General features: G+C 62.8%; 32 protein-coding genes. 20 read left to right on the top strand and 12 right to left on the bottom strand.

Annotated features, from left to right (window positions below):
- Positions 1-7: 7 nt before the first annotated feature.
- The 3 genes from rsxB to V5B59_RS09105 all read right to left on the bottom strand — a co-directional run bounded on the left by rsxB (position 8) and on the right by V5B59_RS09105 (position 2406).
- Complete coding sequence (gene rsxB / locus V5B59_RS09095; RefSeq protein WP_169069490.1) at positions 8-550, bottom strand: electron transport complex subunit RsxB; 543 nt, start codon at positions 548-550, stop codon at positions 8-10.
- Positions 547-1131, bottom strand: a complete 585-nt coding sequence (gene rsxA / locus V5B59_RS09100; protein WP_169069491.1) for an electron transport complex subunit RsxA — start codon at positions 1129-1131, stop codon at positions 547-549. The genes rsxB and rsxA overlap by 4 nt, the downstream gene beginning before the upstream one ends.
- Positions 1132-1368: 237 nt before the next feature.
- Positions 1369-2406 (bottom strand): quinone-dependent dihydroorotate dehydrogenase, encoded by a 1038-nt coding sequence (locus V5B59_RS09105; protein ID WP_332351817.1) that lies wholly within the window; start codon positions 2404-2406, stop codon positions 1369-1371.
- A gap of 124 nt (positions 2407-2530) precedes the next feature.
- Between V5B59_RS09105 and V5B59_RS09110 the strand changes: the two genes are divergently transcribed.
- From V5B59_RS09110 to V5B59_RS09120, 3 genes are read left to right on the top strand one after another with little or no spacing between them, the layout of a single operon-like run.
- A complete protein-coding gene (locus V5B59_RS09110; protein WP_211203304.1) occupies positions 2531-3355 on the top strand; it encodes a substrate-binding domain-containing protein in 825 nt (274 codons plus the stop codon).
- Positions 3356-3360: 5 nt separating this feature from the next.
- Complete coding sequence (locus V5B59_RS09115; RefSeq protein WP_034912602.1) at positions 3361-4053, top strand: ABC transporter permease; 693 nt, start codon at positions 3361-3363, stop codon at positions 4051-4053.
- Positions 4050-4766: an energy-coupling factor ABC transporter ATP-binding protein gene (locus tag V5B59_RS09120; protein ID WP_169069493.1), complete on the top strand. Its 717-nt coding sequence runs from the start codon at positions 4050-4052 to the stop codon at positions 4764-4766. The genes V5B59_RS09115 and V5B59_RS09120 overlap by 4 nt, the downstream gene beginning before the upstream one ends.
- On the opposite strand, the gene V5B59_RS09125 is transcribed toward V5B59_RS09120, so the two are convergent.
- Genes V5B59_RS09125 through V5B59_RS09140 form a run of 4 tightly spaced genes read right to left on the bottom strand, consistent with a single transcriptional unit; the run spans position 4682 to position 7855 of the window.
- Positions 4682-5224: a hypothetical protein gene (locus V5B59_RS09125; protein ID WP_169069494.1), complete on the bottom strand. Its 543-nt coding sequence runs from the start codon at positions 5222-5224 to the stop codon at positions 4682-4684. The two genes, V5B59_RS09120 and V5B59_RS09125, sit on opposite strands and share 85 nt — an antisense overlap.
- Positions 5225-5255: 31 nt before the next feature.
- Positions 5256-6038 carry an arginyltransferase gene (locus tag V5B59_RS09130; protein ID WP_034912557.1) on the bottom strand — a complete coding sequence of 261 codons (783 nt, stop codon included), beginning with the start codon at positions 6036-6038 and terminating at the stop codon, positions 5256-5258.
- Between the two features lie 3 nt (positions 6039-6041).
- Positions 6042-6749, bottom strand: a complete 708-nt coding sequence (aat, locus tag V5B59_RS09135; RefSeq protein WP_034912559.1) for a leucyl/phenylalanyl-tRNA--protein transferase — start codon at positions 6747-6749, stop codon at positions 6042-6044.
- Positions 6746-7855, bottom strand: a complete 1110-nt coding sequence (locus tag V5B59_RS09140; protein ID WP_169069495.1) for an ABC transporter ATP-binding protein — start codon at positions 7853-7855, stop codon at positions 6746-6748. The genes aat and V5B59_RS09140 overlap by 4 nt, the downstream gene beginning before the upstream one ends.
- Before the next feature lie 225 nt (positions 7856-8080).
- Between V5B59_RS09140 and cobO the strand changes: the two genes are divergently transcribed.
- Together cobO and V5B59_RS09150 are read left to right on the top strand one after the other, a co-directional pair.
- A complete protein-coding gene (gene cobO / locus V5B59_RS09145; protein WP_034912565.1) occupies positions 8081-8668 on the top strand; it encodes a cob(I)yrinic acid a,c-diamide adenosyltransferase in 588 nt (195 codons plus the stop codon).
- Positions 8668-9966: a cobyrinate a,c-diamide synthase gene (locus V5B59_RS09150; protein WP_034912574.1), complete on the top strand. Its 1299-nt coding sequence runs from the start codon at positions 8668-8670 to the stop codon at positions 9964-9966. Before cobO ends, V5B59_RS09150 begins: the two co-directional genes overlap by 1 nt.
- 33 nt (positions 9967-9999) lie before the next feature.
- On the opposite strand, the gene V5B59_RS09155 is transcribed toward V5B59_RS09150, so the two are convergent.
- A complete protein-coding gene (locus tag V5B59_RS09155) occupies positions 10000-10902 on the bottom strand; it encodes a LysR family transcriptional regulator (RefSeq protein ID WP_034912577.1) in 903 nt (300 codons plus the stop codon).
- Between the two features lie 121 nt (positions 10903-11023).
- Here V5B59_RS09155 and V5B59_RS09160 point away from each other — a divergent pair, with 121 nt between their 5' ends.
- From V5B59_RS09160 to V5B59_RS09185, 6 genes are all read left to right on the top strand, one after another.
- Positions 11024-11890, top strand: a complete 867-nt coding sequence (locus V5B59_RS09160; RefSeq protein ID WP_169069496.1) for an SDR family oxidoreductase — start codon at positions 11024-11026, stop codon at positions 11888-11890.
- Between the two features lie 15 nt (positions 11891-11905).
- The gene (locus V5B59_RS09165; RefSeq protein WP_034912583.1) at positions 11906-12724 is read left to right on the top strand and encodes a DODA-type extradiol aromatic ring-opening family dioxygenase; all 819 of its coding nucleotides are present in this window, start codon (positions 11906-11908) and stop codon (positions 12722-12724) included.
- A 10-nt stretch (positions 12725-12734) separates the two neighbouring features.
- On the top strand, positions 12735-13280 hold the full coding sequence (locus V5B59_RS09170; RefSeq protein ID WP_169069497.1) for a cytochrome b: 546 nt from the start codon (positions 12735-12737) through the stop codon (positions 13278-13280).
- Positions 13281-13300: 20 nt separating this feature from the next.
- Positions 13301-13873, top strand: a complete 573-nt coding sequence (locus V5B59_RS09175; protein ID WP_169069498.1) for a YceI family protein — start codon at positions 13301-13303, stop codon at positions 13871-13873.
- A gap of 25 nt (positions 13874-13898) precedes the next feature.
- Entirely contained in the window at positions 13899-14468 is a 570-nt protein-coding gene (locus V5B59_RS09180; protein ID WP_332351818.1) for a YceI family protein, read from the top strand.
- An 82-nt stretch (positions 14469-14550) separates the two neighbouring features.
- The gene (locus V5B59_RS09185; RefSeq protein WP_169069499.1) at positions 14551-15138 is read left to right on the top strand and encodes a malonic semialdehyde reductase; all 588 of its coding nucleotides are present in this window, start codon (positions 14551-14553) and stop codon (positions 15136-15138) included.
- A gap of 26 nt (positions 15139-15164) precedes the next feature.
- On the opposite strand, the gene V5B59_RS09190 is transcribed toward V5B59_RS09185, so the two are convergent.
- Both V5B59_RS09190 and V5B59_RS09195 read right to left on the bottom strand, forming a co-directional pair.
- Complete coding sequence (locus tag V5B59_RS09190; protein WP_034912592.1) at positions 15165-15359, bottom strand: hypothetical protein; 195 nt, start codon at positions 15357-15359, stop codon at positions 15165-15167.
- A 17-nt stretch (positions 15360-15376) separates the two neighbouring features.
- A complete protein-coding gene (locus V5B59_RS09195) occupies positions 15377-16006 on the bottom strand; it encodes a 2-hydroxychromene-2-carboxylate isomerase (protein WP_169069500.1) in 630 nt (209 codons plus the stop codon).
- Positions 16007-16178: 172 nt separating this feature from the next.
- On the opposite strand from V5B59_RS09195, the gene V5B59_RS09200 reads away from it, so the two are divergent.
- From V5B59_RS09200 to V5B59_RS09210, 4 genes are all read left to right on the top strand, one after another.
- Entirely contained in the window at positions 16179-16760 is a 582-nt protein-coding gene (locus V5B59_RS09200; RefSeq protein WP_332352184.1) for an SCO family protein, read from the top strand.
- A gap of 116 nt (positions 16761-16876) precedes the next feature.
- Positions 16877-17002, top strand: coding sequence for a hypothetical protein (locus tag V5B59_RS09205; protein WP_332351819.1), 126 nt, complete (start codon positions 16877-16879; stop codon positions 17000-17002).
- 11 nt (positions 17003-17013) lie between these two features.
- Complete coding sequence (locus V5B59_RS26185; RefSeq protein ID WP_408612951.1) at positions 17014-17202, top strand: DUF1318 domain-containing protein; 189 nt, start codon at positions 17014-17016, stop codon at positions 17200-17202.
- A 104-nt stretch (positions 17203-17306) separates the two neighbouring features.
- Positions 17307-17780, top strand: coding sequence for a copper chaperone PCu(A)C (locus tag V5B59_RS09210; protein ID WP_034912597.1), 474 nt, complete (start codon positions 17307-17309; stop codon positions 17778-17780).
- Between the two features lie 248 nt (positions 17781-18028).
- Here the strand turns inward: V5B59_RS09210 and V5B59_RS09215 are convergent, their stop codons facing one another.
- Together V5B59_RS09215 and V5B59_RS09220 are read right to left on the bottom strand one after the other, a co-directional pair.
- Complete coding sequence (locus V5B59_RS09215) at positions 18029-19153, bottom strand: NF038122 family metalloprotease (RefSeq protein ID WP_332351820.1); 1125 nt, start codon at positions 19151-19153, stop codon at positions 18029-18031.
- 317 nt (positions 19154-19470) lie between these two features.
- Positions 19471-19998, bottom strand: a complete 528-nt coding sequence (locus V5B59_RS09220) for an Hsp20/alpha crystallin family protein (protein WP_332351821.1) — start codon at positions 19996-19998, stop codon at positions 19471-19473.
- Between the two features lie 361 nt (positions 19999-20359).
- On the opposite strand from V5B59_RS09220, the gene V5B59_RS09225 reads away from it, so the two are divergent.
- The 5 genes from V5B59_RS09225 to V5B59_RS09245 are packed head-to-tail and all read left to right on the top strand — an operon-like array spanning position 20360 to position 25975.
- Positions 20360-22843, top strand: a complete 2484-nt coding sequence (locus V5B59_RS09225) for a hypothetical protein (RefSeq protein ID WP_169069503.1) — start codon at positions 20360-20362, stop codon at positions 22841-22843.
- Positions 22836-23126 carry a DnaJ domain-containing protein gene (locus tag V5B59_RS09230; protein ID WP_169069504.1) on the top strand — a complete coding sequence of 97 codons (291 nt, stop codon included), beginning with the start codon at positions 22836-22838 and terminating at the stop codon, positions 23124-23126. The genes V5B59_RS09225 and V5B59_RS09230 overlap by 8 nt, the downstream gene beginning before the upstream one ends.
- A complete protein-coding gene (grpE, locus tag V5B59_RS09235) occupies positions 23123-23839 on the top strand; it encodes a nucleotide exchange factor GrpE (protein ID WP_169069505.1) in 717 nt (238 codons plus the stop codon). The genes V5B59_RS09230 and grpE overlap by 4 nt, the downstream gene beginning before the upstream one ends.
- A complete protein-coding gene (locus tag V5B59_RS09240) occupies positions 23836-25605 on the top strand; it encodes an Hsp70 family protein (RefSeq protein WP_169069506.1) in 1770 nt (589 codons plus the stop codon). The genes grpE and V5B59_RS09240 overlap by 4 nt, the downstream gene beginning before the upstream one ends.
- On the top strand, positions 25598-25975 hold the full coding sequence (locus tag V5B59_RS09245; protein ID WP_034909228.1) for a hypothetical protein: 378 nt from the start codon (positions 25598-25600) through the stop codon (positions 25973-25975). Before V5B59_RS09240 ends, V5B59_RS09245 begins: the two co-directional genes overlap by 8 nt.
- The last annotated feature ends 61 nt before the right edge of the window (positions 25976-26036 follow it).

A 26036-nucleotide genomic window follows, 5' to 3' on the forward strand; every position in this document is an offset into this window, starting at 1 on the left:
GGGCAATTCAGGCGGCGCGCTTGATTTCGATCACCGGATATTTCCATTTCCAGTTGTCGAGATTCTCGGTGATCGGCTGCATGTGAATGCACTCGACCGGGCAGGGTTTGATGCACAACTCGCAACCGGTGCACAGCGATTCGATGATGGTGTGCATCTGTTTGGCGGCGCCGACGATGGCGTCCACCGGGCAGGCCTGGATGCACAGGGTGCAGCCGATGCAGGTCGCCTCGTCGATGATCGCCACCTGTTTCGGCTTCTCCTCGACTTCCAGCGGCTTGACTTCGCGACCGAGCAGGTCGGCGAGCTTGCGCACACCATCCATGCCGCCTGGCGGGCACAGGTTGATGTCGGCCTCCCCCGCCGAAATGGCCGCTGCGTATGGTTTGCACCCCGGATAACCGCATTGGCCGCATTGAGTCTGTGGCAGGATCGCTTCGATCTTCTCGACCAGCGGATCTCCTTCCACCTTGAACTTGATCGACGCATAGCCGAGTGCGGCACCGAGGACGATGGCACCGAGCGCCATGATCGCCAGCGTGATGATCATTGATACTTGTCCAGCCCGGCGAAGCCCATGAACGCCAGGCTCATCAGGCCAGCGGTGACCATGGCAATCGCCGTTCCCCGGAAATGGGTCGGCACATCGGCGCCCTCGACGCGTTCGCGGATGCCGGCGAAGAGAACGAGCACCAGCGAGAAGCCGATGGCGCTGCCGGCACCAAACAGCAGCGATTCGACGAAGTCATATTTGTTGGCGATGTTCAGCAAAGGCACACCGAGCACCGCGCAATTGGTGGTGATCAGCGGCAGGTAGATGCCGAGCACCTGGTGCAGCAAGGGGCTGGTCTTCTGGATCACCATTTCGGTCAGTTGCACGATGGCGGCGATGGTGACGATGAAGGAAAGCGTCCGCAGGTATTCGAGCCCGAACGGCATCAACAGGTAGTGGTCGATGACATAGCTGGCACCGGTCGCCACGGTGAGCACGAAAGTGGTCGCCGCACCCATGCCAAACGCCGTTTCCAGCTTCTTGGAAACGCCCGTGAACGGGCACAGGCCGAGGATTTTCACGAGCACGACGTTGTTCACGAGAACGGCGCCGACAAGGATGAACAGGTAGTGGGTCATGGTGCGCTTACCCTGAAAGTCGCGCCAGCGGCTGACGAATCCTGACCTGAGCCTTGTCGAAGGATTCCCCTTGCCCACGCGCGGGAGAGGACTTGAGGGAAACGATCGTGGCTTTCATGATCCGGGGTGTCTGAGTAGCCACGACCGTTGGGCAGGAAGCGAAAGGGTCCGGGGCGCCGCGATTATCTCCCGGCGAGCACGTGCATTCAACCACTTTGCCAACCACGCCATGCACTGTCAGGCACGGCGCTGCCCAGCGATCGCTGCAGCCGCTTCGGCAACCAGTTCCGGGCCGCGGTAAATGAAGCCCGTGTAGAACTGCACCAGGCGGGCACCGGCTGCGACTTTCTCGGCCGCATCGGCACCACACAGGATGCCGCCGACGCCGATGATCGGCACTTCACCGGCCAGGGCGAGCGAAAGTTTCTTCACCACTGCGTTCGACATCGTTCGCAGCGGCGCACCGGAAAGGCCGCCCGCCTGCTCGGCGTTCGCCAGGCCTGCGACAGCGGCTCGCGAGAGCGTGGTGTTGGTGGCAATGACGCCATCCATCCGGTGCTGGCGCAACAGGTCGGCAATCGCCTGGATCTGCGAATCTTCGAGGTCCGGAGCAATTTTCAGTGCCAGCGGCACATACCGGCCATGGCGGTCGGCGAGCCGTGACTGGGCGCTTTTCAGCCGGCCGAGCAGCGCGTCGAGCGCAGTGTCCTGCTGCAGTTCGCGCAGGTTCTTGGTGTTCGGACTCGAAATGTTGACCGTGACATAACTGGCGGCGCCATAGACGCGCTCCAGACAGGTCAGGTAATCGTCGGCAGCATTCTCGATCGGGGTGTCGAAGTTTTTGCCGATATTGATTCCGAGAATTCCACCAGCGCGAGCGAAGCGGGAACTGGCGACATTGGTCAGCAGCTTTTCGACGCCATCGTTGTTGAAGCCCATGCGATTGATGATCGCCTGCCGCTCCGGAATGCGGAACAGGCGTGGCTTCGGATTGCCGGGCTGCGCACGCGGGGTCACTGTACCGATCTCGATGAAACCGAAACCGAGGGCAGCCAGTGCGTCGATATGCTCGCCGTTCTTGTCGAGACCCGCCGCCAGGCCGACCGGGTTGGGAAAAGCAAGCCCCATCACCTGCAGCGGGTCCGGCGGCACTGCCGCGGCGAGCAGACAGCGCGCGCCCGTGGCGTTGAGGAAATCGATGCCGCTCATCCCGACAAGGTGTGCGGTTTCGGGGTCGAGAGCGAAGAAAAAACGACGTAACAGAGGATAGAACATGCCGGCATTTTACCGCATCGCAGCATGCCGCGCGTGTTCGGCCCTATTGCCCGGTGGCAGATGGCACCGTTCGTGACATACTCGCGCTTGCCGATTATGGATGAATTCCTACAGGAGATCAGGCATGGCCCGCGTTTTCTTCGGCTGTTGTCGCCTGGCGACAGCCATGGTTCTGCTGCTCGGTTTCTTCTCCACGAACCTGGCGGCCCGCGACCTGCGTCTGGCAACGACCACCAGCACCGACAACTCGGGTCTGCTGCGCGCCATCCTGCCGCAGTTCGAGTTGCAGCAGGGCGTCAGGGTGCAGGTCATCTCGGTCGGCACCGGCAAGGCGCTCAAGCTGGCCGAGAACGGTGACGTCGATGTCGTGCTGGTGCATGACCGCCAGGCCGAAGAGGCTTTCGTCGCTGCCGGACACGGCGTCAATCGACGCGATGTGATGTACAACGATTTCGTCGTCGTCGGTCCCGGCAGCGACCCGGCCGCACTGCGCGGTGGCAGGGAGGTACTCGATGCCTTTCGCCAGATCGCTGCCAGACAGGCGCGCTTCGTTTCCCGTGGTGACGATTCGGGAACCGAACGGATGGAAAGAAGCTACTGGCAACAGCTCGGCATTGTCACCAGGGGAGCGCCGTGGTATGTCTCGGCCGGGCTCGGGATGGGCGAGGTACTGACCATGGCTGGCGAGATGCAGGCCTACACACTGACCGATCGGGCCACCTTCGCCAGTTACAAGACCCGCACCGGCCTCGCAATCCTCGTCCAGGGTGACCCGCGCATGTTCAATCCGTATGGCATCATCGCCGTCAATCCGAAAAAGTACCCGGAGATCAATTTTGCCGGTGCAATGGCGCTGATCGAATGGCTGAGCAGTCCCGCCGGGCGCTCGGCGATCCGTTCCTTCCGGCCGAACGGCGAGCAGCTGTTCTTCGTCACGCCGGCGAGGTAAGGACTCTGGGACTTTTCGATGCCAGCGAAGCAGCGCTGCGCCTGCTGTTTTCCGGCGATCCCGAGCTGTGGCAGATCGTCGGCGTTTCGCTGTCGGTGACGCTGCGCGCGATGCTGATGGCCATGCCCCTGGGGATTGGCATCGGCTATCTGCTGGCGACGCTGGAGTTTCCAGGGCGGCGACCGCTGATCGTCGTGACGCAGGGGCTGCTGGCGTCGCCAACGGTGGTCGTCGGTCTGATCCTCTACCTGCTGCTTTCGCGCCAGGGGGTTCTGGGGCCGCTCCAATTGCTGTTCACCCAGACCGCGATGGTCATTGGCCAGGTGCTGATCGCCCTGCCGGTGCTGATCGCCTTCTCGCTCGCGGCGATCCAGGGCGCCGATCCGCGTGCCCGCGAGACCGCCGTCGCGCTCGGCGCATCGGCTCCGCGCATCGCCTGGACGATGCTCGTCGAAGTGCGCTTCGCGCTGATGGCGGCGGTCTGCAACGCTTTCGGCCGGGTCGTCTCGGAGATCGGATGCTCGCTGATGGTGGGCGGCAACATCGCCGGCGTGACGCGCAACATCCCGACGGCGATCGCGCTCGAAACCAGCAAGGGCGAGTTCGCGCAGGGCATTGCCCTCGGCATCGTCCTTCTGGTCGTTGCGCTGGGAATCAATTCGGCTTTTGCCTTTTTTCAGGGAGAATCACGACGATGAGCCTGCTCGGCGTGACTACGCTGACCAAATCCTTCGCGGCGCGACGCCTGTTCTCGATCGATACGCTGACCCTGCAGACCGGCGAGAGCTATGTCCTGACCGGTGAGAACGGCAGTGGCAAGTCCACCCTGCTGCGTATCCTGGCCGGCATCGAAGTGCCGGACAGTGGACTTGGGCACTATCAGGATCGGTGCTTCAACTGGCAGCCCTATCCCGACTGGCTGCGCCGGGAGGTGATCTACGTGCATCAGCAGCCCTACCTTTTCCATACCAGTGTCGCCGACAACATCGCTTACGGACTGCGCGTCAGAGGTGTCGAAGCGAACCAGCGGCAGCGGCTGGTCGCGGCAGCGATCGCCTGGGCACGCCTGACGCATCTGCTGGCGACGCCGCCGCAGAAGCTTTCCGGAGGAGAAAGGCAGCGCGTGGCTCTGGCACGCGCCTGGGTATTGAAGCCCAAGGTGCTGCTGCTCGACGAACCGACGGCCAATCTCGATGCCGAATCGCGGCGGCAAACCATCGACCTGCTGCGCGGCTTCTGCGCGGCGCGGACCACGGCGGTCATCGCCTGCCATGATCGCGACCTTATCGAACTGCCCGACATGCGTCGGCTGGATCTGGCAAGCGGTCAGCTCTGCGTCGGAAGCTTTGGCATTGTATCTTCAAGCACCTCACCGTCGATGGCCTGCGAATCGACGACCCGATGCAGGTAAGCGTAAGCCACCCGCCACTGCTGCCGCCCCACCTGGAGCGTTACCGTCTTGTCGTTGAGCCGGATGACCCTGCCGCTGCGTTGCTGCTGGTTGCGGTCAAGATACCCGACGATCTCGCCAACGGCCACCTCGTTGTGGCCGAGGCCGCGCTGCGGCTGCTCACGAATCTGTACGTCTGCGCCATCGATGTTGATCGCGGCATAGTCGAGCAGCCAGTACTTGCCCGTTGCCAGCTCAAGCACCAGCGCCCGCTTGCGGTTCAATTCGATGATTTTCGCCTTGCAGGACGTATTGCCCTGGCTATCGAAGTATTCGATGAGTTGCCCGACGCGCAGCCGGGAGCGAATCGCCTCGGCCCATTGCGGCTGGTCGAGAACACGGTTGATCGCCGCGCGCATCCGGAACAACTCGAATGCGGAAGCCTGATTCATTGCCTTGAGCACATCCGAGAAATTCATTTCGATATCCTTTGTCGTCCGCCTCAATTACTTATTCGGCATGGATTTTCCGTGCCGCCGCAAGCGGGGATGGTTCGGCCATTCGCTCCTGCAGATCGATCCACTGCCCTTCGAACAGCCCTTCGACCGGTTTGAAGTTTGCCTTGTAGGCCATCTTCCGGCTGTCGCGAATCCAGTAGCCGAGGTAGAGATACGGCAGACCATTGGCGACACACTGCGCGATCTGCCAGACGATGTTGTAGGTGCCGAGAGCGGCCGGCCGCAGATCCGGATCGTAGAAGGTGTACACCGACGACAGACCGTCGTTGAGGACATCGAGGATACTCACCATACGCAGCACACCCGCGTCGGTGAACTCGATCAGCCGGGTATCGACGCGGCTCTGCAACAGGAAATGCGTGTATTGTTCGTGGCTGTCCTGATCCATGCCACCGCCAGCGTGCCTCGCCGCTTGATAGCGCAGATAGAGCTGATAATGTTCGTCAAGAAAACCGAGTGGCAGCTCGCGCGCCTGCAAGCCGGTGTGCCTGCGGATACTGCGGAGCTGGCTGCGGTTCGCCGCGAAGCGATCGACCGGCAGTCGCACCGGAATGCAGGCGTGGCACTCGTCGCACTTCGGCCGGTAGGTGAACACCCCGCTGCGCCGAAAACCGCTGCGAACGAGTTCGCCATAGACCTCGGTGTTGATCAGATGACTCGGGGTCGCGACCTGCGAACGCGCTCGTTCGTCCGGCAGGTAGCTACAGGTGTAGGGCGCCGTGGCATAGAACTGCAGCAGCGAAAAGGGCAACTCGGAATCGTTGAGCCGGGACAAGTCTCAAGTCCAGGCTTGGCTGGCACCAGCGGCCGGCCATCGGCCAGGTTGCCAGGCCTGGGCCACCAGCGCCCGCAAGCGGGCCATGAAAACGGCTCGCGGAATCTCGCGCGCGCCGAGAGAGGCAAGATGCGCAGTGTTCATCTGGCAATCCACCATGCCGAAGCCCTCTTCTTCAAGGAAACGGGCAAGATGTGCGGCGGCGACCTTGGAGGCATCGGAGACGCGCGCGAACATGGACTCTCCGTAGAACATGCGGCCAATGGCCAGGCCGTACAGACCACCAACGAGTTTTCCTGCCAGCCAGGTTTCCACCGAATGGGCGATACCGAGCTGGAAGAGCTGCCAGTAGGCGCGCTGCATTTCACTGGTGATCCAGGTGCCGTTCTGACCGGCACGCGGCGCCTCCGCGCAAGCGCGGATCACCGCCGGAAAATCGTTGTCCAGCTTCACTTCGAAGCGACCCGAGCGCAAGCTGCGGCGCAGCGAACGCGAGATTCGGAATTCGCCCGGAAAGAGCACCATGCGCGGGTCCGGACTCCACCACAGGATGGGCTCGCCCTGCGAGTACCAGGGAAAGATGCCCCGCTGATACGCATCGAGCAGGCGCTGCGCAGACAGGTCGGCACCGGCACAGAGCAGCCCGTTGGGTTCGGCCAACGCCAGTTCCAGTGGCGGAAAAGGGTGTGTGCTCTCTATCCAGGGAATCATCGATGGAACGGGATGGGCTGCACCTTCGCCCGGGAAGCCCGGGTTGCGGTCTTGAAGGCGACGACGTGGTCGACGTCGAGGCGGATGCCGATTTTTTCGCCAATGGCGTGATTGTGGTGCGACGGTACCAGCGAGAGCACTTCGATACCGCTGTCCAGGCGCAAGGTGTAGAGAATCTCGGCCCCGCGAAAAGCCTTGTGCCGGATTTCCGCCTGCAGCTCGCCCTGGTCGTCGTGGATGATGTCGTCCGGACGCAGCAGCACTTCGACGCCGCAGCCCTGACCACAGGCATCGCATCCCTGGCTGCATTCGAGTGGCAGACGGGACTGGAGCATGCCCAGCTCGACTTCTACCCTGCGGTCGTCAATCACCTTACCGGGCAGGAAAACACCCTGGCCAACGAAGTCGGCGACAAAACGGTTCGCTGGCTGATGGTACAAGCGGTACGGTGTGTCCCATTGCTGGATGGTGCCTTCGGCCATGACGCCGATCTCGTCGGCCATGGCGAAGGCTTCATGCTGATCATGGGTCACCAGCACGGCCGTGATGTTCTGGCTCTTGAGGATCTCGCGCACTTCCAGCGACAGGCGCTCGCGCAGATCGACGTCGAGATTCGAGAAGGGTTCGTCGAGCAGGATCAGTTGCGGACGCGGAGCCAGCGCGCGCGCCAGTGCGACACGCTGTTGCTGGCCGCCCGAGAGTTCATGCGGATAATGGTTGCCCTGAGCACTCAGTCCGACGGTGGCCAGCAATTCACTCACCCGGATCTGGCGCTGACTGCTGTCAAGGCCAGCCAGGCCGAAAGCGACGTTGGCCGCAACCGTCAGGTGCGGGAACAACGCGTAGTCCTGAAAAACCATGCCGATATGCCGCTGCTCCGGTGGCAGGCTGCGACCGGGACTGCTGACGCTGCGGCCCTGCACACGAATCTCGCCGGCGGCGATGTCCTCAAAACCGGCGATACAGCGCAGCAGCGTCGTCTTGCCGCAGCCCGAGGGTCCCAGCAGGCAGGCAATGCTGCCGGTTTCGACGCAAAAGTCCACGCCATTGACGACAGTATGCGATCCATAACGTTGAACGATGCCTGCCAGTTCGAGGTGTGCCATCAGGGTTTGGTCATCAAGGGGTGCCGGTCAAAGGCGTCGGTTTGCGCTTGTTGCCGCCAGGAACAAGCGGGCACAAGCTGGCTGTCCATTATAATTCTAACGGTCATGACTTTTCCAGGCACTCCCGATCATGAAAGCCATGACCGTTTCCCTCCCTTGCAGGGCGCATTCCGGCTGGCACGCCGGATATGTGCGGTGCTGAGGACCACCAGTCGGGAATATTTCATGATTACCCATGCAGAACGAATGCAAAAGAAGAAGGAAGTCGTTGACCGGAAGATCGCCGCGGCGCAGGTCGAGCGCGGTGTGCTGGTAGTCAATACCGGCAACGGCAAGGGCAAGTCGACCGCCGCCTTTGGCGTCGTCGCGCGCGCCCTGGGACACGGCATGCGGGTCGCGGTCGTGCAGTTTGTGAAAGGACGTTCCGATGGCGGTGAAGAAGCCTTTTTCCGGACCCAGCCGGGTGTCGCCTGGCATGTAGGCGGGGCAGGTTTTACCTGGGAAACCCAGGACAAGGAGCGCGATGCTGCGGCCGCCTGGCTCGCCTGGAAGGTCGCTTGCGAACACCTCCGCGATCCCGGCGTCGGGCTCGTCGTCCTCGACGAAATGACTTACGCCTTCAAATACGGCTGGCTCGATGTCGCAGCCGTCCTGGCCGTGCTGCGCTGCCGCCCGGCCGAACAACACGTCATCGTCACCGGTCGGGCGGCACCGCAGGCGCTGCGCGATGCGGCCGATACGGTGAGCGACATCGCTATGGAAAAGCACGCCTTTCAGGCTGGAGTCAAGGCCATGCCGGGACTCGAGTGGTGATGGCCAGCAGCACCGATCGGCCAGACTGCCCTGCCCTGCTCGTCGCCGCAGCGGCCTCCGGACAGGGCAAGACCACCATGGTCGCCGCGCTGGCCCGCCTGCATGCCCGCCAGGGAAGGCGGGTGACGGTCTTCAAGTGTGGACCGGATTTTCTCGATCCGCAAATCCATGCGGTGGCCAGCGGGCGGCCCTGCCAGAACCTCGACCTCGGCATGTGCGGTGAAGCCGATGTCCGCTGGCGACTGGCACGCGCTGCGGCGGATTCCGACCTGATCCTCATCGAGGGCGTGATGGGTCTGTTTGACGGGCAGCCCTCGGCGGCCGACATCGCCCTCCTCTTCGGCATCCCGGTGATGGCCCTGATCGATGCGCGGGCGATGGCCCAGACCTTCGGTGCGATGGCCCACGGCCTGGCCAGCTACCGGCCTGGCCTGCCATTTGCCGGCGTCCTGGCCAACCGGGTCGGCAGCGCGCGTCATGCCGAGCTGCTGAAGGACAGCCTGCCGCCCGGCATGGCCTGGTTCGGCGCCCTGCCGCGCAGTGACGATTCGCTGCCCGAACGTCATCTGGGTCTGCTGCAGGCGGCGGAAGTGAGCGATCTGGACGCACGCCTGGATCGTCTCGCCGATGCCCTGGCGGCAACCACAGCCGTCGACCTGCCGCCCAGGGTCAGCTTCGCCATTGCAGCGGCGCCGGTCGTACCGCCACTGCTCGCCGGCCGCTGCATCGGCGTGGCTTGCGACACTGCTTACGGTTTCATATATCCGGCCAACCTTGAAACGCTGCGGCAACTCGGTGCTGAGCTGCATTTTTTCTCGCCGCTGGCAGGCGACCCGCTGCCTGCCTGCGACGCGGTCTGGTTGCCGGGAGGTTACCCCGAGCTGCACGCACCGGCCTTGTCAAGGAACGGCGCATTATGGAGCGCCTTGCGAGCCCATGTCGAAGCCGGTCAGCCCGTGCTCGCCGAATGTGGCGGCATGATGAGCCTGTTCGAGACGGTGAGCGACAAGGCTGGCGCCAGTCACGACTTTGCCGGCCTGCTGCCGGGTCGAGCAGTGATGCAGAAGCGCCTGACGGCGCTCGGCATGCAGTCCGCCGATCTGCCCGAGGGCCGGCTACAGGGCCATACCTTTCATTACTCGAAGAGCGAAACGCCCCTGCTGCCGCTGTGTCATGCGCAAACGCCCGATGGTCGGACAGGCGAGGCGATCTACCGCCTGGGCCGTCTGACCGCCTCCTACGTCCACTTCTATTTCCCTTCCAATCCAGTGGCGATTGCGGACTTGTTCAGTGAGTGAACGGAATGTTTGGCAAGGCTCAAAGCTTTCACATTAAGCGCTTTCCCAATAAGGTCGGACACCAATCCGCTCGGCCAGGTAGTCGATCAGCACCCGTACCCGCTGTGGCACGTACCGATTGCCGGCGAGCAGGGCGTAGATGCCAAGCTCGGGCATCGGGTAGTCGCGCAGAATCGCTTGCACCCAACCGGCCTCGATGACTGCGGCGGTCAGAAAGCTGGGCTGCGCGGTGATGCCGAGACCACGAATCGCTGCCTCGAGCAGGGCATCGCCGTTGTTGGCGCGCATGCGGCCGCGTACCGGAAAGACTTCCGTCACGCCGTCTACCAGAAACGGCCAGCCTTCTTGCTGGGCAGGCAGGTAGATCAGGCACTCACGCTCCGCCAGTTCGCGAGGATGCCTGGGTTCACCGTGGCGACGCAGGTACTCTGGCGAGGCAACCACTACCAGATGGCTGCTGCCGATCCGCCGGGCGACATCGAGCGGTTCGAGGCGCTGGGTGATGCGGATCGCGAGATCCAGTCCTTCCTCGACCAGCTTGACGCGGCGGTCGGTGAAGTCGATTTCGGTGATCACCTCGGGGTAGGTGACGCTGAAATCCATCAACAGCGGTGACAGGTGACGCAGACCGAAACTCAGCGGCACGCTGAGGCGAATCAGGCCGCGCGGTTCCTGGCGTTCGTCGGCCAGACCGCTCTCGGCGGCTTCGACGAGGTTGAGGATTTCCCGGCAAGACTCCAGATAAGCGCTGCCGGCCGAGGTCAGGGTCAGGCTGCGGGTGCTGCGGGCGATCAACTTCACCCCGAGGTGGGCTTCCAGAGCCGCCACCTGGCGCGTGATCACCGAGCGGGCGACATCCATCTGCCGCGCGACTGCGGCAAAACTGCCGATCTCGGCAACCCGCAGAAAAATTCGCATGCTGTCGAATCGGTCCATGGTCTCTCCACACGGTGTTATTTTGTTGCCAACATCGCAACAAACAATTGCAGATTGTCCCCTATTTCGTTCTCAATGACTGCACTACAGTTCGCCCATCGCAACCGTTCTGGAAAAACACATGCTCCTCGTCACCGGTGCCACCGGCCAACTCGGTCGCCGCATTGTCGATCAACTGCTCGCCCGGAAAGGCGGCGCCACCGACATCGCCATCAGCGTGCGCGATCCGGGAAGGGCGGCAGACCTCGGCCAACGGGGCATCGAGGTCCGTCACGGCGACTTCGACCAGCCGGCAACGCTGGTCAGCGCATTCGCCGGCGTCGACAAATTGATCCTGGTCTCCACCGACGGTCCCAGTGATCTCCGCATCCGCCGGCACCGCAATGCCATCGATGCGGCCCGCGCCGCCGGCGTCAGGCACATCCTCTACACCAGTTTCATCGATGTGGCCGCCGACTCGCCGGCCGAGTTCGCCGCGGTTCATCGGACGACCGAGGCCGAGCTTGCCGCCAGTGGTGTTCAATTCACTGCGCTGCGCAACCCGCTGTATGCCGATCTTCTGCCAATGAACGTGGCCGCCGCGTTCATCAACGGTGTCTTCGAGCTGCCGGCAGGAAGCGGCCGCGCCAGTTTCGTCAGCCGTAGCGAACTCGCGGAAGCCACGGCCGCCGCTGCGCTGGCACCGGCATTGGCGAGAAGCGTGTATGAATTGACCGGCCAGGCAACGCACGACTACCACGAGCTGGCCGCCGCGGTCGCCAGGGCCACCGGCAAACCCGTACGCTACCAGCCGGTCAGCACGGACGCCTACGCGCAGGCACTCGTAGCGCAGGGCTTGCCGCCCTGGTTTGCCGACGCACTGGCAAGCATGTATGCGGCGGTGGCGGCGGGCAAGTTCGACCGCATCAGCAATGACTTTGCCCTGCTCGTCGGGCATCCGCCGCGCCCCCTCGCCTGCCTGGCGCAGGAACTCTTCAGCAATCACTGATCAGCACGAAATACGATGCCCATGCGCACCCCTTCCCTTCCCGCCCTGTTCCTTGCCCACGGCGCGCCGACCATGGCGCTGCAGCCAGGGCCGGCAGGCGCCGCGCTGGTGCGGGCCGCCGCGAACCTGCCCAAGCCGCGCGCGATCGTCGTCGTCAGCGCGCATTGGCAGACGCCGCGGCCGACCATCGGCACGGCACCAGAACTCGAAACCATCCATGACTTCCACGGTTTTCCGCCGCAGCTGTACCATCTCCGCTACCCGGCGCAGTCGCATCCGGGTGTCGCCGAACAGGTCCGCAAGCTGCTCGGCGAGGACGGCCTCGACGTCGAGGTGGATGAGAACCGTGGCCTCGACCACGGCGCGTGGACACCGCTGCTGCTGATGTACCCACAAGCCGACATTCCCATCGTCCCGCTTTCGCTGCAGAGCGGCCTCGGTCCCGAACATCATTGGCGGGTCGGGCGCGCCCTCGCTCCGCTGCTCGCCGATGGGGTGCTGCTGATCGCTTCGGGCAACATCACGCACAACCTCGGCGATTTCCGCAAGTCGTTTGCTGAGGCTACGGGAACACCGACCTACGTGGCCGAGTTTGCCAACTGGATCTGGCAGCGCCTCGCTGCCGGCGACGAAGAAGCACTGCTTGCCTACCGTCAGCGCGCTCCCAACGCCGTCCGCGCGCATCCGACCGAAGAGCACCTTCTGCCGCTCTACGTCGCCCTCGGCGCCGCCGGCGCCGACTACCGGCCCGAGCGCCTCTACCAGGGCATCGCTTCGGTCGTCCTGGCGATGGACAGCTATGCGTTCTGGCCAATGATTGTCCGCCCCCAATAAGGAGAATGCCATGCCCGAGACCCGCTACACCCACACCGCCATTGCCCTGCACTGGCTGATGGCCCTGCTGCTGATCGCTCTCTTCAGCCTCGGCCTCTACATGAGCGACCTGCCGGTGTCGCCGCAGAAGCTGAAGCTCTACTCCTGGCACAAATGGGCCGGCGTCAGCGCTTTCCTGCTGGTCCTGCTGCGCCTTGCCTGGCGTATCGGCCACCGGCCACCAGACTTGCCGGCAGCCATGCCGGGCTGGCAGAAAACCGCCGCGCAGGGACTGCACCACCTGCTCTACCTGCTGATGATCGCCATTCCACTTTCCGGCTGGCTGATGAGTTCGGCCAAGGGCTTCCAGACCGTCTATTTCGGGATCATTCCCCTGCCCGACCTGCTGCAGAAGAACAAGGAACTCGGCGAACTGCTGGAACTGGTGCACAGCAGCCTCAACTTCACCCTCGCCGGACTGGTTGTCGCACACATCGCTGCCGCTCTCAAACATCATCTGCTCGACCGCGACGAGGTGCTCGCGCGGATGCTGCCCTTCCTCACCAGAAATCGTTGAAGACCTTGAATGGACAACTCATGACTCCCTTTCGCATCCTCCTCGGCACGCTGGCCGTGGCCGTCGCCGGTAGCGCCGGCGCTGCCGAATATGGTCAGTTTCAGGCCGACAAAAGTACGCTGACCTTCGTGTCGAAACAGATGGGCGTTCCCATCGATGGCCGCTTCAGGAAGTTCGCCGTCAGCGTCGCCTTCGACCCGGCCCGGCCGACTGCCGCCAGCGCCAGACTGGATCTCGATCTGGCGAGCATCGACGCCGGTTCGAAAGACGCTGACGACGAGGTCGTCGGCAAACCCTGGTTGCATGTGAAAGTGTTTCCCACCGCCACTTTCGTTTCCTCTGCGGTCCGCCCGCTCGGCGGCGACAAGTACGAACTCGCCGGCAAGCTGACCATCAAGGGCAAGAGCCAGGACCTCACCGCACCCTTCACTTTTCGCCAGGACGGCGGCAACGGCGTCTTCGACGGTGCCTTCATCCTAAAACGCCTCGATTTCGCGGTAGGCGACGGCGTCTGGTCCGACGTCAGCACCGTCGCCAACGAAGTCCAGATCAAGTTTCACATCGTTGCTGCCCCGGCAGCGGTTCGTAAGTAAGTCCACCACCTGCAGGAGTCATCCCATGAAAAAACAGATCAGCCTCGTCGCCCTCGCCAGCCTCTTCGCCGCGCCGGCATTCGCCGCCCCGGAAACCTATCTGGTCGACCCGAATCACACCTACCCGCGTTTCGAATACAACCATTTCGGTTACTCGAACCAGATCCAGCGCTTCAACAAGACTTCCGGCACCATCGTCTTCGACCGTGCCGCCAGAACCGGCTCGGTAGACATCGCCATCGATGCCCGCTCGGTCGATACCGGTTATGCGCTGTTCAACGAGCATCTCCAGGGTGAAGACTTCTTCGACACCGCCAGATATCCGACCATCACCTACCAGTCCACTGCCGTCAGATTCGACGGCGACAAGCCCGTGGCCGTCGAAGGAAAGCTCACCATCAAGGGCATCACCAGGCCCGTGACGCTGACGCTGAGTTCCTTCCAGACGATGCCCCACCCGATCCTCAAGAAGGACGCGCTCGGCGCCAACGCCAGCGCCAGGATCAAGCGCTCCGAGTTCAACGCCGGCAAGTACGTGCCCAATGTCGGCGACGACGTCACCCTCAGCATCGCTGTCGAAGCGCTGAAGCAGTAGGCTGATCCAGAGTGGAACCCAACCCCGCACAAGGGTAGCCTCTCGACACAATGAGCAGTTCTCGATCCCCGGAGGAAACGCAATGCCAACCCTGACCGCCGAAGCCCTCGACCAACTATTCGTCCACGCACGCACGCACAATGCGTTCGCGCCCGATCCGATCCCGGAAGCGACCCTGCGCCGCCTGTACGACCTGATGAAGTGGGGACCGACCTCGATGAACTGCCAGCCGGCACGGCTGGTTTTCGTCACCAGCCCGGAAGGCAAGGCCAGGCTCGCGCCGGCGCTTTCTCCCGGCAACCTCGACAAGACCCTGGCGGCACCGGCGACGGTGATCATCGCCACCGACAGCCGTTTTTACGAGCATCTGCCGACGATGTTCCCGGCATACGACGCCAAGCCGATGTTCGAGCGCAATGCCGAACTCGCCGCCAGCACCGCTTTCCGCAACGGTACGCTGCAGGGCGCCTACCTGATTCTCGCCGCGCGTTCGCTGGGTCTGGATTGCGGCCCGATGTCCGGTTTCGATGCCGGCAAGCTCAATGCCGCGTTCTTTCCGGACGGGCGCTACCAGGCCAATTTCCTCTGCAACCTCGGCATCGGTGACCCCGCCGCCGTGCATCCGCGCGGCCCGCGTCTGAGTTTCGAGGAAGCCTGCCGGATCGACTGACCCCCGGAGGGCAGGCTTCGGACAGCTCAGTCCGGAGGCTCGCCGCCCTCCTCCTTCCCCACACGTTCCTGCTTCTCCCGCAAACGCTGGTTCTTGTCGTCGCTGCTCAGAAAGAAGTAGCGTCCGGCGAGTACACAGCCTTTCATTCCGGGGTCGCAGACCAGGCCGTTGAGCCTGGCGCACTTGCCGTCGATTTCGTGGGGGCAGCCCCAGGAGGCCATGGTAGCTCCTCGATGAATCAGAGCGGTATGCGCGAAGCACTGACCGGCAGCGCCGCCAGGCGCTGCATCTCGGCGGTGCTCAGGATGCTGGGGTCGGCAAGAAAGGCCTTCACGAAATCCGTGGAGTCGGCACCCCAGAACAGTTCGCCACCGACATCCAGAGTGGGTACGCCAAAGACGCCGCGCCCAATGGCGTGTTCGGTTCCCATCTTCAGGGCATCCTTGATTTCCTGCCGCGACAGTTCTTCCGGATCGATTTCCAGCGAACGCGCCAGTGCAGCAATCTGCCGCGCGTCTGAAGGATCGGCGCCAGTGGTCCACAAGGCATCGAAAATCTTGCGCACGGCGTGTGCGGTGCCTCCGGCAGCAATCGCCAAGCGCAGGTAGGGAAGCGAATTGAAGGGATGCGCGGCCGGAAAGCAAAACGGAATGCCAAGCCGGGCCGCCCACCAGGTACAGGAGCGATAGGTCCACGAGCGTTTGGGCGGGATCTCGGCGGGTCCCTTCTGCTCCCAGTGATTCAGCAAACCGGCGAAGAGCACCGGCCGGTAGGCAATCTCCAGATCCGGTGGCAGTTCACCGAGTCGGATCAGCCCGAGATAGGCGTAGGGCGAGATGAAATCGAAATACCAGTCAGCCTGCTGCATGTCTCTTGCCTCCAAAACCAGGGATTATGCAGCAGTCCGCGCCAGCGCCCGCATTTCTTGGGGACCGAAAGGAATGGAATCCCCCGGAAAATCTTGCCTGTCTGCCGCAGCGAGCCCGGAATGAGCGACAATGATCAACCTGCATCAAGGCTGCTCGCCACCACCAACCACCATGAAAACATTCTCGACCCTGATCCTCTGCATCACCCTGCTGTTTTCTGGCTGCTCGCAACCGCCGAACTTCAAATCGACCGACATTTCCGGTGCCGACTGGGGCAAGGGCTTCACCTTGACCGACCCGCAGGGTCAGACACGTCGTCTTGTCGATTTCCAGGGCAAGGCGCTCATCGTCTTCTTTGGTTACACGCAGTGCCCTGACGTCTGCCCGACGACGCTTTCATCGATGCGCGAGGTGCTGGGCCGTCTCGGCGACGACGCCGGCCGCGTCCAGGTGATCTTCGTCACCCTCGATCCGGCGCGTGACACGGCGCAGGTATTGGCCGAATACGCCCGCGCGTTTCATCCGAGTTTCATTGGCCTTTACGGCGACGAGACGGCCACCGCGGCAGTCGCCAGGGATTTCAAGGTCTTCTACGCCCGGCATGCAGGCAGCACCCCCGGCAGCTACAGCATCGACCACTCCACGGGCAGCTATGTCTTTGATCCCCAGGGAAGGCTGCGGCTTCTCGTCCGCCACGGCGAAACGCCCGCCAACGTCGCTGCCGATCTGAAGCTGTTGCTGGCCGGCAAATGATCTTTCAGGAAACATGACATGCAACGCTTTCTCCTGCTGCTCGCCTTGTCCTTTCCTTTCAGGCTGCTGCCGCAACTCCCGGCGAAGCGATCAACCTCGACATCGGCACCCCGCCGGTGGTGGTCGTCAAGCACAGCCTCGCACAGCGCGCATCACGGCTGGTCCGCTTCTACGACGCCGGAATCATCGGGCTGGCTTACGATGGCATGGTCAAGATGCGTGACGGCAGCCGCCTGACCTGACGCAACGGCAGATCGCCGAGAAACTCATCGACAACGAGAACCCGGACCGCAATTCGCTGATCTACGCCATCGCCGAAGCGCACGGCGGCCAGGCTTACGAGCCCGCTGCCCGCGCGGCGCAGGTCAAGCGCTGGAAGGAGCAGTTCCACTCCGGCTGGTGGATCGAGGATGCGCAAGGCCGGTGGAGCATCAAACCCTGACGCCGCCTCTCGCAGGTGACCCGGTCAACTGCGGCATCTTGTCGCAGCGAGATGCACAGGTACGAATTTATAATCGTCTTCCCTCAACGATCAAGGAATCCGGCATGAAAACCACACCCACCGTCGTGACGCTGGCGATGCTGCTCAACTGCTCGCCGCTGGCAGCGCTCGCTGCCGATGTCGAGATCAAGGATCCCTGGGTTCGTGGAACGGTCAGCGGCCAGCAGGCGACCGGTGCCTTCATGGCCATCACCAGCAAGTCAGGGGCGGTGCTGGTCGGTGCTGCCAGCCCGGCAGCCGGCAACACCGAAATCCACGAAATGAAGATGGACGGCGGCGTCATGAAAATGCGTGCCATCCCGCGCCTTGAGCTACCGGCCGGCAAACCAGTGCAGCTCGGACCCGGCGGCTACCACGTCATGCTCATCAACCTGAAACAGCCGCTCAAGAAGGGGGATACGGTACCGCTGGCGCTGCAGGTCGAAGGCCCGGACAAGAAAATCGAAGTCGTCGAAGTCAAGGCCGAAGTACGCGACCTGACTGCAAGCACGCCGCCAGCCAGCGAACACAAACACTGAGCGCCTCTGATCATTCAACGCTGGCGGGCGTTCGGTGCGCTGTGTCCAAGAAGAGCCGCCATCAGCCACTGCTGCCGCTTGAATCTGAACCGGTATCAACCGGCCAGGCATGCTTCATACGGCCATGACTTTGCAAGATACCCCCGATGATGAAAGTCATGACCGTTTCCCCCCCTTGCAGGGCGCATTCCGGCTTGCACGCCGGAATCGTTCGATGGGCGCAGAGCATGCTCTGCGAATTCCCCATCTCACCCCCCGACCCCTTGTATGCTCTCCCGCAAGTGGAGAGGGGAGATTCGAGAGTCGCTCGCGACTTTCATACTAACAGCCTTCCAGCGGCGCCGCATGGTGCTCATCCCCAGCAAGGCCGGGACAAGCAGCAGCAAGGTACCTGGTTCCGGCACGCGCACGCGGGTCCAGCCGATCACGTCGAGGGACTGGATGTCGCGTGCGGTGACCACGTTCAGTTGGCCTGTCGGCACCGCCGTAGGATCCATGATGCCAATGCCAAAACCGTCCTTCCAGTGGCTCGCCTGCCGGCCGTCGCCTTGGTTCACCCCAGTCGACCAGGCGTTGCTGACCAGGGCGGTGCAGTTACCGTCGATCGCGAAGTCCTTCGCGCGCTTGTCGGCGGTCCAGTCCATGTCCGCACCAGCGGCCTGGCTCGCGGCAGAGCAACGGGTAAAGTCGAGCAGGGTCGCCAATCGGTCGAAAGCGGTGTCGCTGAACTTGTTGAAGTTGTCCTTGGCGTCGAGCAGGTCGACGCCGCTGACAAAGCCCATGGCGTGGCCAAGCTCGTGGATGGCGATGCCGACGAAGTCAAACAGACCCGTGCCAATCCCGTCGGTCTGGTCGAAGTCGAAGGAAAAATTGCTACTGAAGGTAATTTGCGCATCCTCGGCCGTGGCGTTGGCGGCCAAGAGCCCGATCGCCTTCGCATTCGCGGTCGTGAGTTGCATGTCTGTAACGCCCGAATGCAGGTGCGCGTTGGCGTTGGTCGTCGTGCCATTGATGTACTTGCCATAGCTGGACCCCCCCGGCAGCCCGAGGACCATGGTGGCGTCGTCCGCGCTGGTCGAATCGGCGCCGAGTGCCGTTTTCACGGCCAAGAAGTTCGTAAATATGTCAGACGAAGCGGCTCGTCCCAGGGTGCTCGAGCCAAGCGGAGCAAAGCCGGCGGTGATGTTCACCGTGATCGGGTCGATGAACACGCTCTGCCAGTAGTTCGCCGCCGCCCGGAAGCCCAAGTCCGCATTCGCGTTACCCGTCGAGGTCAGATTGATGATTAGCGCATGCGCGGGTGTCGCTGCGCCCAAGGCCATGGCGGCCGCCGCAGCGAAGGCCAATTGTTTGATCAGCGTGGGCAGGGCCATATTCGTTTGCATCTCATTCCCTTCATGGAAATTCAGTCTTGAGCTCCGCGTCACCTGCCGGTACTACAGCGTCCAAAAAGCAATGTCTGCTTGAGTGCGTTACAAGTGTAACAATGCTCGACACTTGGCGGGTCGTTTCGCAGCATGTGGCGCACCGCCCTTGAGACGGATCGGGTTTATGAAGCAAGCGAACAAGCCCAACAACGAAATCGATCGAGTAGATTAATCCGCCGCTCGCTGCTACGAAAGTGCGTCCCGCAAACTGAATGCATCGGTTTGCGGGACGCCGACCTTAATCGCCTGTGCTCCCTGTTCCGTTAGTCGATCGGAACATTTTTCCCTTTGGCGCCAGCGGTCTTGGGAAGCGTGACTTCGAGGACGCCGTCCTTGAAAGCCGCTTTGGCCGCATCTGAATCGACTTCGGCGGGCAACCATATCGAGCGGGAGAAAGCGCTCGAACTGATCTCGCGTCGCTTGTAATCGCCTTTTTCTTCCGCGGCCTCCTTCTTGCTCTGGGCCTGGATGGTGATCGAATCCGCGGTGAGCGAGATTGAAATGTCCTCCTTCTTGACGCCCGGCAATTCCGCACGCACCAGAATTTCATTGGCGCGATCGATCAGATCGACCGCCGGCGCTCGAAGCTCAGCCAATTCAGGCCATTCGCGTTCGAAGGATCGCATCCAGCGGCTTGGGAAAAGACCTCCCATCATGCGATCCATGAAACGTTCCATCTGCTCAAAGCGATCTTCGAAACTCTTGAAAGGAGCGAGAGCGCCACGCTGAACTGCCACAGCCTTTCCGCCCTTCTCTTCTTTCGCTTCCGATTTGTTTTCCTTCTCGGTCATGACAATCTCCTTTATGAACACTGCCCCATCGCTCGCCGACGGGAACGAACAGCACGCTTATCGGCTGGTCTACCCGGCAATCTGTGAGACAAACGACGAAAAAACGACCTTCAACATCGCAAGATCTGCGCACCTCACAGGCTGCCCCCTGCAAACCCAGCATTCTTGCAGCGAGCAATCTTCCCCAAGCATCCTGCTTCGCCCTTGGATGTCTCCATATCAGGATAGTGGCGGAGATTCAGAAATCAAGTCCCGCAATGCGAATGCGTACCGACAGGGTGCGAAGTATTTCGTGTAGAATCAAGGTTTGATTTTCTTTCGGGTAAATTTCTCCTTCATGTCGCGCAAGCATAGACCACCATTGTCGCGTCCCACGCCAGCGAGCACTCCCGTATTACCCGAAACACACGCCAGGCAGGTTCTCGACGCGGGCCGCTATCGTGAGGCGGTCGAACTCTACAAGAACCTGCTCAAGCAAGAGCGTCGATCCGAATGGCTTGAAGGCTTGGCGGCAAGCTATGCCGGTCGGGCCAAGGAGCTGGCGAGCAAGGGCATGCTGCAGGAGGCGCTGGTGGTCTGGCGCAACCGCGCCAGTCTGTGCGGCAAATCGCTGGCCGAGGGCCCCTACCTCGACTGGTTGCTGCGTACCGGCGCGCATGACACGGCACTGCGCCTGCTGACGCCGACAGGCGATGCTGCGGGAACCGTCGACGCCGACCTGGAAACCCGTCTGGCGGCGGTGGCGCTGACCGCACATGAGAGCGTCCTCGCTCAGCTCGCCGCCGAAAGTCCGCTGCGCCGTCATCGCGCGGCAGCACAGGCGGCCATTGCCGCCTGCTGCCGGGCTGATCTGGCCGACCTGGACGAGCAATTGCGCGGCATTCCCTTTCGCTCTCCGTATCGTGATCTGCGCTTCATCCTCAAGGCACTGCTACTGGTCGGCAACGACGCTGCCCAGGCGGCCGGCCTGATCGCCCGCGTTACCGTCGACGGCCCCTTCGAGAATCTGGCAGCCGTCGTTCGTGCCGGCGTCCTGCCGGGCAAACGCTGGCTTTTGGCTCTGCTCGATCTCGACGAAGAGGGCCGGCACTTGCTGCTGGAAATCAAGGGTTGCCCGGAGAACCGGCGCTCGCTGCTGCTCGAAGTTGCCGAACTGGCCAGGACTGGCGTACCACCGACGCCGACCAGGGTGGTCGACCTCCTGCTGCGCCGCAGCCGCGGCCTGCCGGAAACGGCAGCCAGGCTTTGTCGCCGTCTGCTGCCTTATGCGGACAAACGTCTGGCGGAGTACCGGAATGCTTTCGGTCCGCTGGGCGAAGCAGAGAGCGAGTGCATCCTGGCTCTCGCCGCCGAATGCCGGGGCGCAACCAATCACAGCGAATCGCACTGGTTGCGCGCTGTCCGCCTGTTTTCGACGGAGGAAGCGCCGCTGCAGGCGGCCTTGATCCTTCGCCATCTCTTTGATCTGATCGTCGGCGATGAGGACGCTTCGGACTATGATGACGAGTGCACCACCTGGCTCGAACGCAGCCTGGAACTCGACCCGGACGACCGCGCCACGCATCTGAAGCTGATCCGCCTGCACCGCCAGGGACAGGACCTGAAGGCGGCGCGTGCGTCTGTCGAAACGGCTCTCGCGCGCTTTGCCAACGATCCGGCAGTGTTGCTCGAAGCCGTCGAAACGGCGCTGGCCGGCAATGCCTTCAAGAAAGCGGTGACGCTCGCCAAACGCCTGCTCGATCTCGATCCGATCAATTCGAAGGTGCGGGCGCTGATCGGTCGAGCGCACCTGTCGCATGCCCGCAAACAGATTCGGCTGCACCGACCGGAAGCGGCCGGCAAGGAACTCGACCTCGCCGACGAGTGGCTCGCTACCGCAGACGAACGCAGCGTCAGCAAGCTGTTGCGTGGGCTGAGCGCCACCGATGCGCGAGCGACCGTGCTGTTGCGGGAAGCCGTCGGCGAACTGGGAGGCAAACTGCTCGCTGCCTGGCACGTCCTGCTCGAAAGTATCCGGGTCGGCAGCCAGCCAGCGGGAGAACTGCGCCGGGCGGCGCCTGACCTGTCGGGAATGCCCGTGCCTCGAGAAGTGCTGACCGTCATGCACGCCATCAACGCCCTGGGCGGAAACGAGTCGAAGGCACTGCGGACCGTCCTCGACACCCTGCGGGCGCCGCTGAAACGCGCTGCTGCTGGCGATTTCAGTGAATCCGAACGAATCTCGATCTGCGAGACGCTGTTGAGCCGGGAAGAACTGGTGCTTCTGCAGGCCTACGCGGATGCCGGTTTGCGGCGCTGGCCCGAGCGGCCGCTTTTTGTCTATCTGGCGACCTTTGCCAAACACGGCAAAGCAGCGTTTTTCGCGATGTCGGAGCGCGAGCGACAGGCCCTGGAAGATGCGCTGAAGAAGGCCCTGGAGGACGGCGATCAACGGACGGTGCTGCGAATCCGCGATCTGATGGGGCCGCCAGGCTATTTCAGTGGCGATGATTCGGACGACTTCGACGACGACGATGACTTCGGCGATTCAGTAAACGAATTGCCTGCGAATCCACGGGATGTGTTCGATCTTTTTATGTCGATGGGTGGACACAACGAAGTGATCCGCATGGCCCGCGAGGTCCTCCCCGACAGCAAGTTTCGTCCGCTCGAGCGCGCTGCCGGCGGCAACCGGAAAAAGCTGGCCGAAATGCTGATCGAACTGCTGGTCGAAAGCCTTGCGGACATCGATCTGACTTCTTTCATCGCTTCCCCGTCGGGCGGACTGCCGAAGCCGAAGCCTCACCCGCCCGCGCCAAAGCAGCCCGTTCAGGACGATCGTCAGAAAGGGCTGTTCGATGATTGACCCCTACCGCGTTCTTGGCGTCGACCTGACGGCGGCTGACGAGACGATTCGTGCCGCTTACCTGACAGCGATTCGCGAATCGCCCCCGGAACGTGACCGCGAGCGCTTCGAGAGCGTGCGCACGGCCTATGAGGCGATCTGCAACCATCGTCGGCGGCTGGCGCACACGCTGTTCGACCATTCGCTGCCGAGCATCGATGATCTGTTGAGCGCCGTCAGCAGCGATTTTGCCCCGCAGCCACCGACCGAACGGCGGCTGCTGCGGTTATTGGGGGCGAAATGAACTCGCCGGTGATCGTCCTCGACCCCGAGGAAAGAGAGCGTCTGGTAGACGATTTCCGCAACGGTCTCGAGCGGGCCGCCAGGCATCGCGAGGCGTGGGGGCGGCCGGATGACGAGGCGGCCGGCGACGCAGAGACTTCGGTCGACCTGGCCACCCTGCTCAGCGAGATGGCGGTTCTGAAGAGCGAATTGCGACTGCAATCGCGCCAGTTCAAGAATACTCTCGATGAGTTGCGGGCTTTTGGCAACGACCTGCGTCAACACAGCGAACGCCTGCAGCGTGATCTCGAACGGGCGCGCGAGCAGGCGGCATCGATCCAGGGACAGACCGAGCGGCAGTTTCTGCTTGCCCTGCTGGATCTGCGCGATCGCCTGCAAAGCGGCGTCGACGCCGCCGCAAGGCCGCCGTCGTCGTTCCTGGCACGTCTGGTTCCCGGGCCGGCGCGTTTCGCGGCAAGCCTGGCGGAGGGCCAGCGGCTCACCCTGCAGCGCCTCGACGACCTGCTCGCCAGCCATCGGGTGCGGCCACTGCCGGTGCTCGGCGAGATCCTCGATCCGCAACGAATGCGTGTGGTCGGCGTTGAAGCTGCCGGCGGTTCGTCAAGCATCCCGGATGGCACCATCCTGCGCGAGGTCAAGCGCGGGTTTCTCCACAACGGCGAGTTGCTGCGTGTCGCCGAAGTCATTGTCAGCAAGAAAGCAACGAACACATGACGGAAATCATTGTCGGTATCGATCTCGGTACGACCAATTCAGAAGTGGCCGTCGTCCGTGAAGGACGTGTCGAGGTCATTCCGGTGGCACCCGGTGTACGCATTCTGCCCTCGCTGGTCGGTGTTGCCGACGACGGCAGCCTGCTGGTCGGCGAGGCAGCGCGCAACCAGTATGCGCTGCACCCCGAGCGCAGCGTACGTTCGATCAAGCGTCGGATGGGTGAGTTCACCTCGGTACAGATGGCCGGCAAGGATTACAGCCCGCAGGAAATCTCGGCGATGATCCTGCGCCGACTGCGGGACATCGCCGAGGCGCACCTTGGTGAGCCCGTGGGCAAGGCGGTGATTACCGTGCCCGCCTATTTCTCCGATGCGCAACGCCAGGCGACGCGCGAAGCCGGCGAAATCGCCGGTCTGGAGGTGGTACGCATCATCAACGAGCCGACAGCAGCGGCGCTGGCGTATGAAAGCTGCCACAGCGGCGCGCGCAAGGCTCTGGTCTATGACCTCGGCGGTGGCACCTTCGATGTCTCGGTGGTCAACCTGGAGAGCGATGTCGTCGAAGTGCTGGCCAGTCACGGCAACAATCATCTCGGCGGCGACGACTTCGACCAGAAACTGATCACCTTCGCGATCGATCATTTGCGCGAACGGCACGACATCGATGTCGGACAGCATCCACTGGCCATGGCTCGCCTGCAGCACGCCGCTGAAGCGGCCAAGATCGTCCTTTCCAGCGAACCTTACGCCACGCTCTCGGAAGAGTTCCTGCTCGAGAAGGACGGGGTGCCGATCCACCTGTCGGTCGAAGTCTCGCGCAACGAATACGAGGAGATGATCGAACCATATATCGCCGAGACCCTCGATGCCGTGCATATCGCCTTGAGTGGTGCCGGATTGACGGTCGCCGACATCAATGAAATCCTGCTCGTCGGTGGAGCGACACGGACACCGCTCGTCCAGCGCCGCCTCGAGCAGGAACTCGGGATGCAGCCGCGCGCCGAAGTCGACCCCGATCTCTGTGTCGCGATGGGCGCCGCCATCCAGGCAGCCGTCATCGCCGGCGGCCAGGCCCCGACCGTACTCATCGATGTAACGCCCTACACCTTCGGTACCAGCGCCCTCAATTATTTCAATGGGGAAATGTATCCCTTCTGCTTCGTGCCACTGATTCGCAAGAACACGCCGATTCCGGTCTCAAGGAGCGAGGGCTTCTGCACCATTTTCGACGGTCAGAGCAAGGTCGACATCCACGTCTACCAGGGCGAGGACCCGGACGCGCTGAACAACATCGAGATCGGGCGATTCACCATCGAGGGCCTGCGCGATGCGCCGGCCGGTAACCCGCTGATCACGACCTTTTCGCTCGATGTCAACGGCATCCTGCAGGTGACTTCGCGCGAGAAGGAAACCGGCCTGGTGCATTCGATTACCATCGACAATGCCATCAGCCGCTTCACCGGCGACAAGCTGGCGGAAGCGCGGGAACGCATCGACGGCTTGTTTGGCGAGCAGGAAGGCGCCGACAAGCGGCCAGCCGCTACTACCGCCGAGGCTTCACCTGCCGACGACAGCAGGCGCCTGCGCGTCGAAGCCGGCGCCCTGATCGAAAAGGCCGAGCGTCTGCTGGCCAAGGCGGGTACGGAAGATGCCGAGGATCTGGTGAATGGCATCGAAGCTGTCAAGGACCGAAACAATGGATCGGACGCCGACCTGAAAGCGGCGATGGATGCACTTGCCGACCTCCTGTACTACCTCGATGCCTGAACCGCTGAATCGCTGCCCGGCGTGTCGTGCGCGCCTGGCCGAAACGGCTGTCTGTCCGCGTTGTGGCTGTGATTTCTCGCTCGTCCGGCAGGCGATGACGCAAGCGGCGCGCCTGCTTGAACGAGCGCTGTGTTCTCTCGCCGTGGGTGATCGCGCAGCAGCCCGTCGTCAGGTCGAGGCCTCGTTGTCCTTGCACCGGCAGCGACTGGCGCAGGCCATCAGGAACTTCCTCGACGAAGACCATGCCGAAAGCGGGCCGGCGGAACCGCAGCTCCGCTTGCCATCGGCAGACCTTCAGGCGGTAGTCGATCCGGCCGGCGTCAGGGAAGACCAGTGTGTCAACCGGGATGCCGAAGTATTGCCGATGTAGCCGATCGGCAGGTCACCAAGGAGCCTCCCTGGCAGCCGCTGATCGAAGTGGATCCGGCTCG

It is taken from the genome of Candidatus Accumulibacter contiguus, assembly GCF_036625285.1.
Lineage (GTDB): Bacteria > Pseudomonadota > Gammaproteobacteria > Burkholderiales > Rhodocyclaceae > Accumulibacter > Accumulibacter contiguus.

Coding starts and splice junctions, on each gene's coding strand:
- V5B59_RS09195 (WP_169069500.1), bottom strand. CDS start 16,006: ATGCAGCAGGCTGACTGGTATTTCGATTTCATCTCGCCCTACGCCTAT.
- V5B59_RS09165 (WP_034912583.1), top strand. CDS start 11,906: ATGCCCATGCGCACCCCTTCCCTTCCCGCCCTGTTCCTTGCCCACGGC.
- V5B59_RS09105 (WP_332351817.1), bottom strand. CDS start 2,406: ATGTTCTATCCTCTGTTACGTCGTTTTTTCTTCGCTCTCGACCCCGAA.
- V5B59_RS09200 (WP_332352184.1), top strand. CDS start 16,179: ATGAAAACATTCTCGACCCTGATCCTCTGCATCACCCTGCTGTTTTCT.
- V5B59_RS09240 (WP_169069506.1), top strand. CDS start 23,836: ATGACGGAAATCATTGTCGGTATCGATCTCGGTACGACCAATTCAGAA.
- V5B59_RS09180 (WP_332351818.1), top strand. CDS start 13,899: ATGAAAAAACAGATCAGCCTCGTCGCCCTCGCCAGCCTCTTCGCCGCG.
- rsxB (WP_169069490.1), bottom strand. CDS start 550: ATGATCATCACGCTGGCGATCATGGCGCTCGGTGCCATCGTCCTCGGT.
- V5B59_RS09125 (WP_169069494.1), bottom strand. CDS start 5,224: ATGAATTTCTCGGATGTGCTCAAGGCAATGAATCAGGCTTCCGCATTC.
- V5B59_RS09120 (WP_169069493.1), top strand. CDS start 4,050: ATGAGCCTGCTCGGCGTGACTACGCTGACCAAATCCTTCGCGGCGCGA.
- V5B59_RS09215 (WP_332351820.1), bottom strand. CDS start 19,153: ATGGCCCTGCCCACGCTGATCAAACAATTGGCCTTCGCTGCGGCGGCC.
- V5B59_RS09185 (WP_169069499.1), top strand. CDS start 14,551: ATGCCAACCCTGACCGCCGAAGCCCTCGACCAACTATTCGTCCACGCA.
- V5B59_RS09150 (WP_034912574.1), top strand. CDS start 8,668: ATGGCCAGCAGCACCGATCGGCCAGACTGCCCTGCCCTGCTCGTCGCC.
- V5B59_RS09160 (WP_169069496.1), top strand. CDS start 11,024: ATGCTCCTCGTCACCGGTGCCACCGGCCAACTCGGTCGCCGCATTGTC.
- V5B59_RS09110 (WP_211203304.1), top strand. CDS start 2,531: ATGGCCCGCGTTTTCTTCGGCTGTTGTCGCCTGGCGACAGCCATGGTT.
- rsxA (WP_169069491.1), bottom strand. CDS start 1,131: ATGACCCACTACCTGTTCATCCTTGTCGGCGCCGTTCTCGTGAACAAC.
- grpE (WP_169069505.1), top strand. CDS start 23,123: ATGAACTCGCCGGTGATCGTCCTCGACCCCGAGGAAAGAGAGCGTCTG.
- V5B59_RS09220 (WP_332351821.1), bottom strand. CDS start 19,998: ATGACCGAGAAGGAAAACAAATCGGAAGCGAAAGAAGAGAAGGGCGGA.
- aat (WP_034912559.1), bottom strand. CDS start 6,749: ATGATTCCCTGGATAGAGAGCACACACCCTTTTCCGCCACTGGAACTG.
- cobO (WP_034912565.1), top strand. CDS start 8,081: ATGATTACCCATGCAGAACGAATGCAAAAGAAGAAGGAAGTCGTTGAC.
- V5B59_RS09190 (WP_034912592.1), bottom strand. CDS start 15,359: ATGGCCTCCTGGGGCTGCCCCCACGAAATCGACGGCAAGTGCGCCAGG.
- V5B59_RS09170 (WP_169069497.1), top strand. CDS start 12,735: ATGCCCGAGACCCGCTACACCCACACCGCCATTGCCCTGCACTGGCTG.
- V5B59_RS09230 (WP_169069504.1), top strand. CDS start 22,836: ATGATTGACCCCTACCGCGTTCTTGGCGTCGACCTGACGGCGGCTGAC.
- V5B59_RS09245 (WP_034909228.1), top strand. CDS start 25,598: ATGCCTGAACCGCTGAATCGCTGCCCGGCGTGTCGTGCGCGCCTGGCC.
- V5B59_RS09155 (WP_034912577.1), bottom strand. CDS start 10,902: ATGGACCGATTCGACAGCATGCGAATTTTTCTGCGGGTTGCCGAGATC.
- V5B59_RS09210 (WP_034912597.1), top strand. CDS start 17,307: ATGAAAACCACACCCACCGTCGTGACGCTGGCGATGCTGCTCAACTGC.
- V5B59_RS09175 (WP_169069498.1), top strand. CDS start 13,301: ATGACTCCCTTTCGCATCCTCCTCGGCACGCTGGCCGTGGCCGTCGCC.
- V5B59_RS09140 (WP_169069495.1), bottom strand. CDS start 7,855: ATGGCACACCTCGAACTGGCAGGCATCGTTCAACGTTATGGATCGCAT.